The sequence below is a fragment of the Acinetobacter sp. CY81 genome, from assembly GCF_059515925.1.
Map to the genome: position 1 here is coordinate 39,335 of NZ_JCAKNC010000017.1, position 15,780 is coordinate 55,114.

14 protein-coding genes, 2 tRNA genes and 1 rRNA gene are annotated in these 15,780 nt (G+C 39.3%); 11 read left to right on the top strand and 6 right to left on the bottom strand.

Annotation, left to right across the window (positions count from 1 at the left end):
- Window positions 1-22: 22 nt before the first annotated feature.
- Entirely contained in the window at window positions 23-1,078 is a 1,056-nt protein-coding gene (locus AC5YDM_RS14435) for a Rieske 2Fe-2S domain-containing protein (RefSeq protein WP_496152771.1), read from the bottom strand.
- A gap of 177 nt (window positions 1,079-1,255) precedes the next feature.
- Between AC5YDM_RS14435 and AC5YDM_RS14440 the strand changes: the two genes are divergently transcribed.
- Window positions 1,256-1,840: a nucleotidyltransferase family protein gene (locus AC5YDM_RS14440; RefSeq protein ID WP_496152772.1), complete on the top strand. Its 585-nt coding sequence runs from the start codon at window positions 1,256-1,258 to the stop codon at window positions 1,838-1,840.
- Window positions 1,841-1,975: 135 nt separating this feature from the next.
- On the opposite strand, the gene AC5YDM_RS14445 is transcribed toward AC5YDM_RS14440, so the two are convergent.
- Complete coding sequence (locus tag AC5YDM_RS14445) at window positions 1,976-2,938, bottom strand: TerC family protein (RefSeq protein ID WP_496152773.1); 963 nt, start codon at window positions 2,936-2,938, stop codon at window positions 1,976-1,978.
- 351 nt (window positions 2,939-3,289) lie between these two features.
- Entirely contained in the window at window positions 3,290-4,507 is a 1,218-nt protein-coding gene (locus AC5YDM_RS14450) for a sugar transporter (protein WP_496152774.1), read from the bottom strand.
- A 196-nt stretch (window positions 4,508-4,703) separates the two neighbouring features.
- On the opposite strand from AC5YDM_RS14450, the gene AC5YDM_RS14455 reads away from it, so the two are divergent.
- The 3 genes from AC5YDM_RS14455 to AC5YDM_RS14465 are packed head-to-tail and all read left to right on the top strand — an operon-like array spanning window position 4,704 to window position 5,748.
- Window positions 4,704-4,991 carry a GNAT family N-acetyltransferase gene (locus AC5YDM_RS14455; RefSeq protein ID WP_496152775.1) on the top strand — a complete coding sequence of 96 codons (288 nt, stop codon included), beginning with the start codon at window positions 4,704-4,706 and terminating at the stop codon, window positions 4,989-4,991.
- A gap of 35 nt (window positions 4,992-5,026) precedes the next feature.
- Window positions 5,027-5,311, top strand: coding sequence for a GNAT family N-acetyltransferase (locus AC5YDM_RS14460; protein ID WP_496152776.1), 285 nt, complete (start codon window positions 5,027-5,029; stop codon window positions 5,309-5,311).
- A gap of 50 nt (window positions 5,312-5,361) precedes the next feature.
- The gene (locus AC5YDM_RS14465) at window positions 5,362-5,748 is read left to right on the top strand and encodes a hypothetical protein (protein WP_496152777.1); all 387 of its coding nucleotides are present in this window, start codon (window positions 5,362-5,364) and stop codon (window positions 5,746-5,748) included.
- Between the two features lie 36 nt (window positions 5,749-5,784).
- Here the strand turns inward: AC5YDM_RS14465 and mpl are convergent, their stop codons facing one another.
- Window positions 5,785-7,149 (bottom strand): UDP-N-acetylmuramate:L-alanyl-gamma-D-glutamyl-meso-diaminopimelate ligase, encoded by a 1,365-nt coding sequence (gene mpl / locus AC5YDM_RS14470; RefSeq protein WP_496152778.1) that lies wholly within the window; start codon window positions 7,147-7,149, stop codon window positions 5,785-5,787.
- A gap of 269 nt (window positions 7,150-7,418) precedes the next feature.
- Between mpl and AC5YDM_RS14475 the strand changes: the two genes are divergently transcribed.
- The 4 genes from AC5YDM_RS14475 to AC5YDM_RS14490 all read left to right on the top strand — a co-directional run bounded on the left by AC5YDM_RS14475 (window position 7,419) and on the right by AC5YDM_RS14490 (window position 11,626).
- Window positions 7,419-7,763, top strand: a complete 345-nt coding sequence (locus AC5YDM_RS14475; protein WP_496152779.1) for a DMT family protein — start codon at window positions 7,419-7,421, stop codon at window positions 7,761-7,763.
- Window positions 7,764-7,956: 193 nt separating this feature from the next.
- Window positions 7,957-8,469 carry a 5-(carboxyamino)imidazole ribonucleotide mutase gene (gene purE, locus AC5YDM_RS14480; protein WP_496126620.1) on the top strand — a complete coding sequence of 171 codons (513 nt, stop codon included), beginning with the start codon at window positions 7,957-7,959 and terminating at the stop codon, window positions 8,467-8,469.
- 27 nt (window positions 8,470-8,496) lie between these two features.
- Complete coding sequence (locus AC5YDM_RS14485; protein WP_496152780.1) at window positions 8,497-9,618, top strand: 5-(carboxyamino)imidazole ribonucleotide synthase; 1,122 nt, start codon at window positions 8,497-8,499, stop codon at window positions 9,616-9,618.
- 691 nt (window positions 9,619-10,309) lie between these two features.
- Window positions 10,310-11,626, top strand: a complete 1,317-nt coding sequence (locus AC5YDM_RS14490; protein ID WP_496152781.1) for a lytic murein transglycosylase — start codon at window positions 10,310-10,312, stop codon at window positions 11,624-11,626.
- 118 nt (window positions 11,627-11,744) lie between these two features.
- Here the strand turns inward: AC5YDM_RS14490 and AC5YDM_RS14495 are convergent, their stop codons facing one another.
- Together AC5YDM_RS14495 and AC5YDM_RS14500 are read right to left on the bottom strand one after the other, a co-directional pair.
- Complete coding sequence (locus AC5YDM_RS14495) at window positions 11,745-12,164, bottom strand: hypothetical protein (protein ID WP_496152782.1); 420 nt, start codon at window positions 12,162-12,164, stop codon at window positions 11,745-11,747.
- 69 nt (window positions 12,165-12,233) lie between these two features.
- Window positions 12,234-13,148, bottom strand: a complete 915-nt coding sequence (locus AC5YDM_RS14500; protein WP_496152783.1) for a matrixin family metalloprotease — start codon at window positions 13,146-13,148, stop codon at window positions 12,234-12,236.
- A 664-nt stretch (window positions 13,149-13,812) separates the two neighbouring features.
- Here AC5YDM_RS14500 and AC5YDM_RS14505 point away from each other — a divergent pair.
- The 3 genes from AC5YDM_RS14505 (at window position 13,813) to AC5YDM_RS14515 (ending at window position 15,600) form a co-directional block, all read left to right on the top strand.
- Window positions 13,813-15,350: ribosomal RNA gene (locus AC5YDM_RS14505) — 16S ribosomal RNA — on the top strand.
- A gap of 61 nt (window positions 15,351-15,411) precedes the next feature.
- A tRNA-Ile gene (locus AC5YDM_RS14510) sits at window positions 15,412-15,488 on the top strand.
- 36 nt (window positions 15,489-15,524) lie between these two features.
- Window positions 15,525-15,600, top strand: a tRNA-Ala gene (locus AC5YDM_RS14515).
- Window positions 15,601-15,780 lie beyond the last annotated feature (180 nt).

The window sequence follows — 15,780 nt, forward strand, 5'->3', positions numbered from 1 at the left end:
TGATTCAAACTGTTTATTTTCATTAAACGGTATATCTTTTACTTAAGCCCCAGTCTGCCAAAATACGGCGATAAGTTGTTGAAGAACGATCAGCCTCAAAATGTGCTTCCATCATCAAATCAAGCGGTAACTCTTCAGGTTTTTGAGATTCGACAATCTCTTGATCTTCCGCAAAGATTTGCGCATTAAAATCATAAACGGCTTGCAGGTCACCTGTCTGATCAAAATTACGAGTGAGCGGTACAAATAACCGAGTTTGATTGACTGAAACAGGACAGCAAGCATTCAGAATTTTAAGGACGCCATTCTCAGGAAAATCGACCGTTAAAATCGCTGAAAATGGTGGATAAATTTCAAATATGCGTTTCCATTCAAAGCCTTCAGGTTCTAAATGTTTCAGGGCATGTGGGTAGTTACTTACACCACTGATATACGTCGATTTCAGACCATACGCTGTTTTCTCTGTATGGTATTTGGGAACGACTGGATTATCACGGTCTGCAAACGCTTCGTGGTGTACCCATGCAAAATGAGCGACATCAATAAATCCTTCCAACTGACGTCCTGATGAACCCGCAATATCCAAAAAAGGGGGCAAAATAGATTGATGTTCGGCGTCATCCCATGTGTCTAAAACAGGGATATTATTATGTTTAAAATCGCGCCCGTGGACGCTGGTCCAGACTAGACCATAACGCAGAATCACTGGAAAATGGGTTAAGCTAAATCGATCAGATATTTTGGTTAAATCTGGCTGCGCTGGAATTTTGGTGCATTTACCTTCAGCATTGAATCTTAAACCATGATAGCGACATACGATTTCTTCACCTTCAACCCAACCTTTTGTTAAAGGCACACCGCGATGCGGACAGATGTCACGGACTAATTTGATCACACCACTTTCGGTTTGATAAAGTGCCATTTTTAGATCAAGTAACGTGACTTGTTGCGGTGTACTCGAAACATCTTGCACACGTGCAACGGGATACCAATACTGCGCTAAAATTTCCCAATCATCCAAGTCGAAACTATTGTTACAAGGTGCGCTGATGGGATTTAATGTTGGAATCATATTCATGTTCGTTACTCCAAATCAGCCAATTTCCATTGCAGTGAGAAAAGACTGATTGGAAATATAAAATTGCTGATACAAAAGATGATTAAGATATTTTTATGAGGGATGCAATTTTTTTGCCAACTTTAATCGTGATGCTCAATACGGTTGGTTTGAAATCAATGAAGGTATTTTGAAGCAATGGAAAATCAAGAAAAATCATATATTTTTGAACAACAGATAAAAAAACTAATCATACAAAATGCTTTCTTAAGTCAGTTATTACATGATTTAAAAATGTTTGAACCGTTGGCTTATTTAAGTGCAGGTGTGATACGGAATTGGATTTGGTCACATTTACATGGTCAAAATTATGACTTTCATCAGACTGAAATTGATGTGGTTTTTTATGATGCTGAAGAGATCAATCAGCAAAGAACCTTGAAACTTAAATCGCTTTTAGAAGCGAAATATCCTGATCAAATTTGGGATATTACCAACCAAGCGCATGTCCATCATTGGTATAAAACGGAAAATGGAGATTCTATTTTACCCTTACACTCGATTAATGAAGCACTTTCCTATTGGCCTGAAACAGCAACGGCGATTGCAGTGCGAATGAATGAGCAACATCAAACCGAAATGATCGCTCCTTTGGGTTTAAATGATTTATTTGAACTAAAACTTAGTTGGAATGGACGATTGGTTTCACGTGGAGTCTTTGAGCAAAGAGTCAAAACCAAACGGTTTTTAGAGCGTTGGCCACAATTAGAAATCGTAAATTAAAAACATATTTAATGATCAAGTTAATCAAATGAATGTCTATAGCTTGAATATGTTGAAATGAATCATTTTTTAAAAAGCTCATCTATATAAAAAGCCTTCCATTTGGAAGGCTTTTTATGATGGATCTACATCAAATTACAGCGTGGTTTCGTTATATTTTTTACTATGACGAATAGACAAGATCGCCGTGATTGCAAGTACGATGACAATGAAACCAAGTGAAATCCAGATTGGCATATGGAATACATCGAGCATCAACATTTTGAAACCAATGAAGACTAAGATCAAACCTAAGCCATAAGGTAGGTAATGCATTTTCGATGCTGCACCAGACAATAAGAAGAACATGGCACGTAAACCTAAGATCGCCATTAAGTTTGCTGTTAAAACAATGAATGGGTCAGTGGTCACCGCGAAAATTGCAGGAATAGAATCAACCGCAAAGATCACATCCGATGCTTCAACTAAAATTAGGACTAAGAATAAAGGCGTTGCCCATAACATACCATTTTGACGAACAAAGAATTTATTGCCTTCAAGTTGTGGTGTGATACGCATGTGTTTACGTAACCATTTTAGGATTGCCATTTCTTCGATATTTGGATCATCATCTTGCCCTTTCAGGAACTTGAAACCTGTATAAACAAGGAATGCACCGAAGATATAGAGAATCCAAGAAAACTCTTGGACGAACCAAGCACCAATGAAAATAAAGATGGTTCTGAGAACAATCGCGCCAAGTACGCCGTAGAGTAAAAGTTGACGTTGCAATGCAGGTGGAATCGCAAAAGCTGCAAAGATCATCAACCAAACGAAGACATTATCAATTGCTAGAGACTTCTCAAGTAAATAACCCGCGAAGTACTCCATGACTTTGGTATTCGCAACGGCCACACCCGCTGTTTGCTCAAGGTAAAGCCACAAACCACCACCAAAAAGACTGGCAACAGTGACCCAAGCAACGCTCCAATAGGCAGCAGTTTTAACTTTGACTTCTTGACCTTCTTTTTGCTTAAAGCCTAAAAAGTCGATGAGCAGCATGATGGTCACAATGCCGAAAAATGCCAAATAAAGCCATAGATTGCCTATGCTTTCCATATCACTCTTCCTTTCTGGCAAATGGAAGAGGCATAAAAAAACCTTGACCAGTCGCCAGATGAATTAAAAAACATCTGAAACAACATGATCAAGGTCTTGCCTACATCTAAAAATACATAAGTGTAAAATTAAATGCTCGGATACCGACTTTTTTCAAAGCGTAATGACGATATTCCGACACATCATTTTCAAAGGTATTTCTTAAAAGAATATAATCTCTTAAAAGTGCTTTGAAAATGATGCTGTGAGGAGGCTACTCCCCTTGTTCAATACGAATTTTTGAAGAAATAATGAATATTTCTAAGTGAGAATAGGATCTCATACTTTTTACGGTTGTGCAAATTTTGACTGTTATGGTGATTTACGGATAAAGTCAGGTCTTTGCACCAGTAGTAATGTTAAAAGTGTCCCAATTACAGCCAAAATACCGCCAAAGATACCGATGTGATCTAAGCCATACTGAACACTGACATAACCACCGAGTAAAGCACCGCCACCGATTCCGACATTGTATAAGCCTGAATAAATTGCCATGGCTACATCAGTTGCATCTGATGCCAAATTTAAAGTCTTGGCTTGAAGTGCCAAGCTGAACATGATGATGCTCATGCCCCAAAATAAACTGATCATCGTTAATGAAAGAACAGAACCTGACAAAGGTAAAATGAGTAGCATTGCAATGGCTAAGATCATGCAACTGAGAGGAATAAATAGTTTAGGAAATCTTTGTCCAAATTTACCAAACAGGAAAGATCCCAATAAACCTGCACCACCAAAGCACAATAATAAAGTCGTGGTTTGAGCTGAAGTAAATTGTGCAATGTTTAAGGTAAAAGGCTCAATATAACTATAAGCGGTAAATTGGGCGGTAATCACAATAATCGTCAAGGCAAATACAATCATCAAACTTGGACGTTGCACAAAATCTTTGAGACTACTGATCGAACCTGAATTGAGACTTGGTAACTTAGGTAAACTTTTAGCCAAGATTAAACAAACCACTGCTGCACATATCGCAATCAACGCAAATGTATTTCGCCAACCATACATCTCCCCGATCATGCGCCCAAATGGAATGCCCAATACCATTGCCAACGCCGTTCCTGTTGCGAGTAGCCCTAATGCCTGAAATTCCTTTCCTTTGGGTGCCACTCGAACAGCAAGTGATGCAGTGATTGCCCAAAACAGCGCATGTGAAAATGCGATGCCGATTCGACTTAACAGCAGAACATCAAAACTCCATGCAAAATAAGAAAGTCCATGGCTGACAATGAAGACACTAAATAACGCAATCAATAAAAAGCGACGCTCAATGTTTTTAGTTAAGAGCATGATAGGAAGAGAGATTGGTGCAACGACCCATGCATAGAGCGTAATCATGATACCGACATCAGTTGCTGCCATATCAAAACTTCGTCCAATATCACTGAGCAATGCAACAGGAATAAACTCAGTAGTATTAAAGATAAATGCTGCAAATGCTAAACTGATGACACTGATCCATTGTTGAGTAGGATTCAATTGAGGTTCGATTTGGGGTTCTTTATTGGGTTGTATAACAGCAGACATGAAGGTCGATTTTTGAAGATTTGGGCCAGTGTATGGCTTAATGAATGAATTGTTAAGTTATCCGTACGTTCTATTATCAGATCTAAAAAATAAAATCAGTGGTCTTCGTTATCATGAGTTTGATAATAAAAAATAACAGTATTCAAATTTAAAACATGGCAATTTTGAAGGTGATTAAAAAACTGGAAATATAAAAATGTTAGAAATCAAGCATCAGGATACAGGTTCTAAGGGCGAGTTTTACGTGGGTGAAGAAGGTCATCATTTGGCTGAAATGACTTATTCATGGGCTGGAACAGATAAATTTATTATAGATCATACATGGGTAGATGACTCACTTCGTGGTCAAAAAGTAGGGCGTCAGTTGGTTGATCGTGCGGTAGAATTAGCTCGTCAAAAAAATGTAAAAATTTTGCCTTTGTGTCCTTTTGCTAAATCCGTATTTGATAAAGATTCATCTATTCGTGATGTATTATTTGGTTAGTATTTAATTTATTGAAGTTTAAATATAGGTGATTTATGCAGTTTCAGCGTCTTGATCATGGTCAACAAGGTGAGTTTTTTGCTGTAAATGAGTCAGGGCAACGCATTGCAGAAATCAGCTATGTTTGGAGCGGTGAGCAGAAAATCATTGCCAATCATACTTGGGTTGATGATTCTTTGCGTGGACAAGGGGTTGCGCGTCAATTATTGGATGTATTGGTTGCATTTGCACGTGAGAAACATTTAAAAATTGTTGCAACGTGTTCTTATGTCGATGTGATGTTTAGACGTGATCAAAGTTTGGCGGATGTGGTGGCTTGATTATAGCTAATGCTCAATGTAAATTGAGCTTTTAGTGATGATCAAAATAAATGAATAAAAATAATTTTTTAGTAATTTTGTTGTTATGTAGTCTATCTTCTACAGGTTATGCCATGGCTTGTGATCAAGCCAATGTTCTATTTAAAGCGAAATCAACGGATATTATTCCACGTTGGGGATTGCAGGTGAATGTAAAACATAAACAACGTGTTTATTTTCATACTGCTCCAAAGGCTGAATGTAAACTTAAAGATCTCTTTATTATTCGTGGTGATAGCGTAACGGCGTATGATTTATATAAAGATGCCTCTCAGGAAGAATGGGTTTACGTGATTTATTACAGTAAACGTCAAGATTTAGAAAGTGAAATTGTTGAAGGGTGGATTCAATTAAGAGAGTTTGATTATATTGGAAAAAGTTCTCCTTTAACCCAATAAAAAAAGCCCGCTTCGCGGGCTTCATTACATATCCAATTAAGCTTTCAGTGCTGTAATCAGTTTTTGATGTAAACCGCCAAAACCACCATTTGACATAATCACCACAGCATCACCCTCACCTGCTTCAGCCACAATATTCTGAATGATGTCGTCCAATGTTCGAGCCACTTTAGCTTTATTTGGTGATGCATCAATGACAGGTTGTAAATCCCAATCCAAACCTTCAGGTTGATACCAAATGACTTCATCCGCTAAACGTGCAGAATGTGCTAAACCATCTTTATGACTACCCATACGCATGGTATTTGAACGAGGTTCAATAATGGCCCAAAGTTTACGTTCGCCTAAACGCTTACGAGCACCTTCAAGCGTGGTATCAATCGCCGTTGGATGATGTGCAAAGTCATCAAAAACTTCAATGCCTTTCACGGTATCTAACAATTCCATACGACGCTTTACGCCACCAAAGTTTGAAAGCGCTTCACAAGCGACTTCTATTGAGACACCTACATGTTCAGCCGCGGCAATGGTTGCCAAAGCGTTTGCAACTGAGTGTTGCCCTGTCATGCTCCAATTCACTTCACCTTTAACTACACCATGTTCAAGCACTTTAAAGTGAGAACCATCTGCAACCAATTGTTCAGCAGATAAAGCTGCTTTTTCATGTGCTTCTAAACCTGTGCGTACCATAGGTGTCCAACAACCCATGTCTAAGACTTCATCAATATTGGTTTCAGTAATTGGCGCAATAATACGACCTTCTGAAGGAATGGTACGAACCAAGTGATGGAACTGTTTTTGAATCGCAGCCAAATCATCAAAGATGTCAGCATGGTCAAATTCAAGATTATTTAAAATAGCTGTTTTCGGATGATAATGCACAAACTTAGAACGCTTATCGAAGAAAGCTGAATCATATTCGTCTGCTTCAACACAGAAGTATTTACCTGCACCTAAACGCGCACTTTCTTTAAAACCAAGTGGTACACCACCGATTAAGAAACCCGGTTCTAATCCTGCCTGATCCAGTACCCAAGCCAACATTGTCGTGGTTGTGGTCTTACCATGTGTACCTGCCACACCTAGCACATGCTTACCTTGTAACACATGATCAGCTAAAAATTGTGGCCCTGAAATATACGGTAAACCTTCATTGAGCATGTATTCAACTGCATCAATGCCACGCTTCATGGCATTACCAACAATGACCAAATCGGGATGTGGTTGCAAATGGCTACGGTCGTAACCTTGTATTAAAGTGATGCCTGCATTTTCAAGTTGAGTGGACATTGGGGGATAAACATTCGCATCTGAACCCGTCACCTTATGTCCTAGATCACGTGCTAAAAGCGCCAATGAACCCATAAAGGTGCCACAAATACCCAATATATGCAGATGCATGCGTTCTAACTCCACTACTTTTATAGACACATCACTTTGTTGTTGTGCTGTTGTCGTTATAAATTTGATTTAAAAGGTGATTCGATTTGAAGCCAACGATAGCAAGGGTCTGAATGAAAAGATAGTTTTTCTTGTATCAACCACGCAATAAAAAAATTGAATTTATCAGGCAATGGATGTGCAAATTAATTACAGTTTTTTTGACAAAATCAGATGTGTTTTTTTCAATAAAACGTAAAATGGTGCGGAAATGAATTTCTGAGACATCAATGGTCTATTTGCCTCTTCTTCTTCTGATTTTAGCAAACTGTTTTATGACCTTAGCGTGGTACGGTCATTTGAAATTTTTGCCGCATGATGCCCCACTCTGGCAAGCCATTTTATTTAGTTGGGTGATTGCACTTTTTGAATATGGCTTAATGATCCCTGCGACTCGTATGTTGGCTCAAAATGGATGGGCTGTCGGGCAAATGAAAATCACGCAAGAAGTTGTCACCCTACTCGTCTTTGTTCCCTTTATGATTTTTATGTTTAAACAACCCTTTAAGCTTGATTATATTTGGGCTGCTTTATGCTTATGTGGCTGTGTTTATTTTGTATTTCGTACCCCATAACAGTGATTATTTTTTGATATTTTAATTTTTAAGCCATTTTTTCTGAATCCTATAAAAAAATAATAAAAATCGAGCCTTGTTTTAAGCACTGAAATTTTATGAAGTTGAATTTTCAGTCTATAATACAGGGCTCTTATTAAAGCTTGGCTCTAGTCGAGATTTATCTCTCTTAATTATCTCTGGAAACATTGCAATGAATGCGGCCGCTTCACAAGACACACCTCTCGTTGGAATTATCATGGGTTCTCAGTCAGACTGGGCAACACTCGAACACACTGCCAATATGTTGAAACAACTTGGCGTACCCTTTGAAGCTGAAGTCGTGTCTGCGCACCGTACGCCAGATCGTTTATTCGAATATGCTGAACAAGCACGTGGTCGTGGTATCCAAGTGATTATTGCGGGTGCAGGCGGTGCAGCGCATCTTCCGGGTATGTGCGCAGCGAAAACTGATTTACCAGTTTTAGGTGTACCTGTGAAATCTTCGATTTTAAATGGCGTTGATTCATTGCTTTCAATCGTGCAAATGCCTGCGGGTATTGCTGTAGGTACACTTGCAATTGGTCCTGCTGGTGCGACCAATGCTGCGATTATGGCAGCACAGATTTTAGGTTTAACTCGTCCAGACATTGCTAAAAATGTGGCAGATTTCCGTGATGCACAAACGGATAAAGTTGCGAGCAAAAATATTCCAGGTCAAATTTAAAGCCAAGCTTAATACGGGACATTCCTCATGGATAAAACCATTGGTATTTTTGGTGGCGGTCAGTTAGGTCGCATGATGGCACAAGCTGCCCTTCCCCTAAATATTCAGTGTACTTTCTTCGAAGCGAGTACAGACTGCCCATCAAGTGCATTAGGTCAAGTATTTTCAAACAAAGCTGAAAATGGCTTGGCTGATTTTATTCAAAGTGCAGACGTATTTAGCCTCGAATTTGAAAATACGCCATTGGCAGATGTTGATGTTTTAACCAAAAACAAAGATATTCATCCGCCTCGTCAAGCTCTAGCCATCGCGCAACATCGTTTGTCTGAAAAAGCTTTGTTTGATGAATTGGATATTCCAGTTGCGCCGTATAACGCAGTAGATTCACTTGAAAGTTTAAAGCAAGCGGTGACTGATTTAGGTTTGCCCATTGTTCTAAAAACAGCTACAGGCGGTTATGACGGTAAAGGTCAATTTGTCCTTCGTTCTGAAGAGCAAATTGAGCAAGCATGGGCTGAACTTGGTCCAGCAGGTAGCTTGATTGCAGAAAGTTTTGTGACATTCTCTCGTGAAGTGTCGATCATTGCAGTACGTGGTCAAAATGGTGATGTCAAAACTTGGCCTTTGGCTGAGAATCATCATCACAACGGCATTTTGTCGCATTCAATTGTTCCTGCGCCAAATAGCACAGACCTACAACCTGTTGCACAAGACTACATCACTCGCCTACTGAATCATTTGAACTATGTGGGTGTTTTGACTTTAGAGTTGTTCGTAACAGACAAAGGCTTGTATGCCAATGAAATGGCACCTCGTGTGCATAACTCAGGTCATTGGTCGATTGAAGGCGCTGTATGCTCGCAGTTTGAGAACCACATTCGCGCTGTCGCGGGTTTACCTTTAGGCTCAACAGCTGTGGTACGACCAACTGTGATGGTGAATATCATCGGTCAGCATCCAAAGTCTGAAGATGTGTTGGCTTTGGAAGGTGCACATTTGCATCTATACAACAAGACTGAGCGTGAAGGTCGTAAAATTGGTCACATCACATTGATGCCAAATGATGCGATTGAATTAACTGGCTTATGTCGTCAATTGGCCAAGATTCTTCCAAACCCATTAGCTTTGACACAAGATATGACCATCTAACTCAAAGCTTGTATCAAAAAAAAGCGATCACACCTGTGGTCGCTTTTTTATTGCGAAGTATTCGGGCATGATTGCGCCTCTTTGAAAAATGCCCACTTATCGGATCAACAAAAAACGCTATTGTATTTTTATTGACCAATGATTTATAAATATAAAAAATAGATTTTTTCTACGCAAGACATGTTGATAACTTTTTTGCACATTGAAATTGTTTTGAATTTAAATAGTGTAAATAAATTCATAATAATGAATTTAAATTCAAAAACTAAAAAATGAATTCAAAAAAGTTTAAATTTATAATATTGGGTTTTGAATTTAAAATTGGCGAGCTTTAAATTTAAAGTGTAGGTCGAAAGTGAAAATTCCAATACTCTTTGTTTTTTAACAATAAATAATGTACTTAGCAACCTATTTTTGATTTTTATAAGTTGTTGATAACTTTTCTATAATCTTTAAATTTAAAAACTATTTTTAAATTTAAACTAGTTTTAGGGTTTTGAATTTAAAGTGTGGTTGTGGATAAGGTGTTTTGAATTTAAAGTTTTGAGATTTGCGGTATTTTTGAATTTAAAATGTAAAATATGAATTTAAAATAAAGAAAATGAATTTAAATTTACGTTTTGATTCTTTAAATTTTCCCTCAGAATGCTATGTTGAACTGATAATTTAAATTCAAAAAAATTGGAAGGTTATGCGTCGTTTATCTGTGGTATTCGGTTCTATTTTTTTAGCAATGACTCAGGCTCAAGCTGAATTATTCATTAATGGTCAACCTGCGTTGATTTCTTCTTCAGTGCAAACGTCTATATCTGGAAATAATACAAATTCGAATAATTCCAATTACGCATCTCAAACGGGCTTTCAAAGTTGTATTGCAAATCTTAAAAACAGTGCACTTGCTGCTGGTGTATCTTCAACAACATATGATCGTTATACGCAAAATTTAACCCCAGATTATTCGGTCATTGAAAAATTAAACTATCAACCTGAATTTTCTACACCGATTTGGGATTATTTGTCAGGCTTGGTGGATGATGAGCGTGTTGCTGCAGGTAAACAAAAATTAGCACAACACTATGATGTTTTAAGCCGTGCATCGGCTGTTTATGGTGTACCTGTAGAAACGATCGTGGCTGTTTGGGGTGTTGAGAGTAATTTCGGTGATATCTCAGGTAAATATCCTTTGCTTCAAGCTTTAGGCACTCTGAGTTGTGAAGGGCGTCGTCAGAGTTATTTTCGTGGTGAATTTTTTGCGACCATGCGTATTTTGCAACGTGGGGATTTGAGAGAGGAGCAATTAAAAGGTTCATGGGCGGGTGCATTTGGGCATACTCAATTTATGCCAACGACATATGAAGAGTTAGCGGTTGATTTTGATGGGGATGGTCGTCGAGATTTGGTGTCAAGTACCTCGGATGCCTTGGCTTCTACAGCAAATTTCTTGAAAAAACGTGGTTGGCAAACAGGGCAACCATGGGGATTTGAAGTCACTATTCCTGCTGATATGTCTATTTCAGGTGAAAGTCGTCGCAACAAAAAATCATTAAGCTCATGGGTGGATCGAGGTTTAGTACGAGCTGATGGTTCTCCAATTATTCAAGGTGGTTTATCGGGTTCATCACAAGCGGGTTTAATGTCACCAGCAGGGTCGTCTGGCCCGATGTTCTTAGTGTTTAGAAATTTCGATGCTATATATAGTTATAATGCGGCGGAAAGTTATGCCTTGGCTATTGCGCATTTGTCGGATCGTTTGCAGGGTAAGCCTGTTTTTAGTAAAACTTGGCCGACAGCCGATGCAGGCACCTCACGCGCTGAACGTCGTGAAATTCAACATTTCTTGATTAAGCGTGGTTATGACATTGGCGATGCGGATGGTTTGATTGGTGATAAAACTCGTAAAGCGATTATTCAGGAACAGAATCGTTTGGGCTTAAATCCGACAGGTCGTGCGGGACAACAAATTTTACGTGCATTTAGAGATGAAAATGCCAAATTGATGATGAATTAATTTTTCATTTCTCGTATATAAAAAGGTCCGCATAATTGCAGACCTTTTTTACTTTATTTTCTATATATGGCGTTGAACCTTAGTCCAAGCTGTTTATATAGTAAGAACGATAGCTGATTTAAGGTGCTGAGCGATCGATTTTCACAGCTTCAAGTAAATCAAAAATAACGTGTGTTACATCTTGGCTGAGTTCGCGGTCATTAAAAATTTCATAAGCAGTGATCGTGATGTCTGTATCACTTGGAAGCTGTTTTTGTTCTTCTTCAATCAGATGCTGAACAGGGAGTAGTGTTTGTTTAATTTCTAGATGTAAAACATCTTCAAACTTGATGTTTTCATCATCGAGTTCAATGAGTTGTTCATTATAGAATGGTAATAAAATAGAGTTGAGATAAGGTTGAAGCTCAACGATATCAAAAATTTCGATATCACGAGTCTGTTCAATCGTGCTGATATGATCATTTACTTCCAAGATAATATGATAATAACTCACGGCTTTCTCCTCTAATTCATGAGCATATACAATAGCATGAATCATGCTAAACGGACTGTTAAGAATATAAATACTTATGAAATATATGGAATATAAGTATGCAAACTTAATGGATTAATTGCGACTGTTTAATAGGGCTATGTCAGCAGCTTTTAAGGTGAACTGCTCAAAATTTTGCTTTTCTAAAATCGGGTACATCAGTGATTCAGGATCATCGGTATGTAATATGCCTAATCCATGTCCGAGCTCATGCGCTAAGGTAAGTCTAAGGTCATTCATGTTTTGGAATTCATAAATATTGATCTCACGACCATTGAATTGACCTTTATCAAATTGACGCGCTTGGAAGCGTTGATTGAATTGTGCGACGGATTGATTGAATTGCTGATTGAGTTGATTGATTGTATCGACGTGTTGATTGGTTTGCTGAACATTTGCATTAAAGGTATCAATCTGTTGTTGTAATTGTTGTGCTTCAACATCAAGCCTCTGTTTTTGTTCTTGTAGATAGTTACGCATAACATTGTTTTGATGCGTGGATTGATTGAATTTTTGGACTTCATTGTTATAGCGGTCTAAACGATATTGATAATCTACCTTTGTTTGTTCAATCAGGCGTTGTTGAAAGTTTAAATCAGATTCAATTTGTCCTAACTTTTGAAATTCATTTTCATTTGACCGTTGAGTGTCTTCTAGTCGAGAAAGTTCGGAGCGGCGTGCTTCAGAATCAGCTTGGCGGTGATCATAAATTAGGTTAATGGTGAGTTGAGTATTTGGGTCATAAGTAAAGAGTTGTGTAGATGTTCCTAAAAACCAAATATCTGCTGCTTGTTGTGTAATTTCTTTTAATTGATCGTGACTGATGTTGAAACGAGGGTCGATATTTCCAATTCGATAGCGTAGACGAGTATCAAAAGGATGCTGTAAGCGATCTGAAACCGAATTGTGATTGAGTTGAGGGTTGAAAATCCGTTGAGATGCAAAAAAAGCTAAAGCTATAAGTGAAATTATAAGAATCAGGATTCGCATATAAGGGACTAATACAAGGTTGTTGTTTAAATAATGTATAGCAAAATATAATTTAGGCAATAATTTAGCCAGGCTTTAGATTTAATACCTATCAATGAAGTAAATAAAAAAATGCTGATGGAAAATAAATCAGATCTAAGAAGATCAATTCGATGAAACCTAAAAGAAAGTCAAAATATAAGTTGGTACGAGTCGAATTAACTGAAAACTTAAACTTACCAAAAGATTTTTAGTGAAAAAGGAATAGCTAAAAAACTCAATAAGTGAAAATAAAATAAGAAAATCGACTAAAAAATGAATGAAAAATCCAGTTTTTATCCAATTTGGTTGAAAAAACATACATACGTTAATTTTAAATGAAAATAGGGGTTGCAATGATTTCTAAATCCTCTAGAATGCACCCCATACCGACGAGATACACGGAAACGAACGAAGCAGATTGCTGAGTTGTTGAGGTGATCGAAGTCCAGCTTCTAATACTGACGAGGTATTAGAAAGATCATTAAGAGATTATGAAGAACAACTTGTGTGGATTTTTACTGATTGATTGATCGAAATTATTTTCATTGATTGATGGTAGAAATTACTCGAAGTTTATTTGAGAAATATTTGTCAGAAAATTGATGAGCCAAGATTGGTGCCCTTTAAGGCACTAAGCAATATTAAACTGAAGAGTTTGATCATGGCTCAGATTGAACGCTGGCGGCAGGCTTAACACATGCAAGTCGAGCGGGGAAGAGTAGCTTGCTACTTTACTTAGCGGCGGACGGGTGAGTAATGCTTAGGAATCTGCCTATTAGTGGGGGACAACATTTCGAAAGGAATGCTAATACCGCATACGTCCTACGGGAGAAAGCAGGGGACCTTCGGGCCTTGCGCTAATAGATGAGCCTAAGTCGGATTAGCTAGTTGGTGGGGTAAAGGCCTACCAAGGCGACGATCTGTAGCGGGTCTGAGAGGATGATCCGCCACACTGGGACTGAGACACGGCCCAGACTCCTACGGGAGGCAGCAGTGGGGAATATTGGACAATGGGGGGAACCCTGATCCAGCCATGCCGCGTGTGTGAAGAAGGCCTTTTGGTTGTAAAGCACTTTAAGCGAGGAGGAGGCTACCGAGATTAATACTCTTGGATAGTGGACGTTACTCGCAGAATAAGCACCGGCTAACTCTGTGCCAGCAGCCGCGGTAATACAGAGGGTGCGAGCGTTAATCGGATTTACTGGGCGTAAAGCGTGCGTAGGTGGTCTTTTAAGTCGGATGTGAAATCCCTGAGCTTAACTTAGGAATTGCATTCGATACTGGGAGACTAGAGTATGGGAGAGGATGGTAGAATTCCAGGTGTAGCGGTGAAATGCGTAGAGATCTGGAGGAATACCGATGGCGAAGGCAGCCATCTGGCCTAATACTGACACTGAGGTACGAAAGCATGGGGAGCAAACAGGATTAGATACCCTGGTAGTCCATGCCGTAAACGATGTCTACTAGCCGTTGGGGTCTTTGAGACTTTAGTGGCGCAGCTAACGCGATAAGTAGACCGCCTGGGGAGTACGGTCGCAAGACTAAAACTCAAATGAATTGACGGGGGCCCGCACAAGCGGTGGAGCATGTGGTTTAATTCGATGCAACGCGAAGAACCTTACCTGGTCTTGACATACAGAGAACTTTCCAGAGATGGATTGGTGCCTTCGGGAACTCTGATACAGGTGCTGCATGGCTGTCGTCAGCTCGTGTCGTGAGATGTTGGGTTAAGTCCCGCAACGAGCGCAACCCTTTTCCTTATTTGCCAGCGGGTTAAGCCGGGAACTTTAAGGATACTGCCAGTGACAAACTGGAGGAAGGCGGGGACGACGTCAAGTCATCATGGCCCTTACGACCAGGGCTACACACGTGCTACAATGGTCGGTACAAAGGGTTGCTACCTAGCGATAGGATGCTAATCTCAAAAAGCCGATCGTAGTCCGGATTGGAGTCTGCAACTCGACTCCATGAAGTCGGAATCGCTAGTAATCGCGGATCAGAATGCCGCGGTGAATACGTTCCCGGGCCTTGTACACACCGCCCGTCACACCATGGGAGTTTGTTGCACCAGAAGTAGGTAGTCTAACCGCAAGGAGGACGCTTACCACGGTGTGGCCGATGACTGGGGTGAAGTCGTAACAAGGTAGCCGTAGGGGAACCTGCGGCTGGATCACCTCCTTAACGAAAGATTGACGATCGGTAAGAATCCACAACAAGTTGTTCTTCATGAAGATGTATCTGAGGGTCTGTAGCTCAGTTGGTTAGAGCACACGCTTGATAAGCGTGGGGTCACAAGTTCAAGTCTTGTCAGACCCACCATGACTTAAGATACATCGAATCTATAAATGATAAGCTGGGGACTTAGCTTAGTTGGTAGAGCGCCTGCTTTGCACGCAGGAGGTCAGGAGTTCGACTCTCCTAGTCTCCACCATACATTCTTCGGAGTGTATAAGCTGAGAAATTATAGAACTTAGTAAATTAGACGATTGAGTTTAAGTTTATTAATTTCTGTGATTTATCACAGTTACCTGCGATCCGATGAGGACGTAGTTAATCATTAACAGAATATATTTGAGTTGAAATAAATTGTTTAAGGCTCATTTCAAGTAGG

Coding starts and splice junctions, on each gene's coding strand:
- AC5YDM_RS14465 (WP_496152777.1), top strand. CDS start 5,362: ATGAATAAAAATAATTTTTTAGTAATTTTGTTGTTATGTAGTCTATCT.
- AC5YDM_RS14445 (WP_496152773.1), bottom strand. CDS start 2,938: ATGGAAAGCATAGGCAATCTATGGCTTTATTTGGCATTTTTCGGCATT.
- AC5YDM_RS14500 (WP_496152783.1), bottom strand. CDS start 13,148: ATGCGAATCCTGATTCTTATAATTTCACTTATAGCTTTAGCTTTTTTT.
- AC5YDM_RS14490 (WP_496152781.1), top strand. CDS start 10,310: ATGCGTCGTTTATCTGTGGTATTCGGTTCTATTTTTTTAGCAATGACT.
- AC5YDM_RS14440 (WP_496152772.1), top strand. CDS start 1,256: ATGGAAAATCAAGAAAAATCATATATTTTTGAACAACAGATAAAAAAA.
- AC5YDM_RS14475 (WP_496152779.1), top strand. CDS start 7,419: ATGGTCTATTTGCCTCTTCTTCTTCTGATTTTAGCAAACTGTTTTATG.
- AC5YDM_RS14460 (WP_496152776.1), top strand. CDS start 5,027: ATGCAGTTTCAGCGTCTTGATCATGGTCAACAAGGTGAGTTTTTTGCT.
- purE (WP_496126620.1), top strand. CDS start 7,957: ATGAATGCGGCCGCTTCACAAGACACACCTCTCGTTGGAATTATCATG.
- AC5YDM_RS14485 (WP_496152780.1), top strand. CDS start 8,497: ATGGATAAAACCATTGGTATTTTTGGTGGCGGTCAGTTAGGTCGCATG.
- AC5YDM_RS14435 (WP_496152771.1), bottom strand. CDS start 1,078: ATGAATATGATTCCAACATTAAATCCCATCAGCGCACCTTGTAACAAT.
- AC5YDM_RS14495 (WP_496152782.1), bottom strand. CDS start 12,164: ATGATTCATGCTATTGTATATGCTCATGAATTAGAGGAGAAAGCCGTG.
- mpl (WP_496152778.1), bottom strand. CDS start 7,149: ATGCATCTGCATATATTGGGTATTTGTGGCACCTTTATGGGTTCATTG.
- AC5YDM_RS14455 (WP_496152775.1), top strand. CDS start 4,704: ATGTTAGAAATCAAGCATCAGGATACAGGTTCTAAGGGCGAGTTTTAC.
- AC5YDM_RS14450 (WP_496152774.1), bottom strand. CDS start 4,507: ATGTCTGCTGTTATACAACCCAATAAAGAACCCCAAATCGAACCTCAA.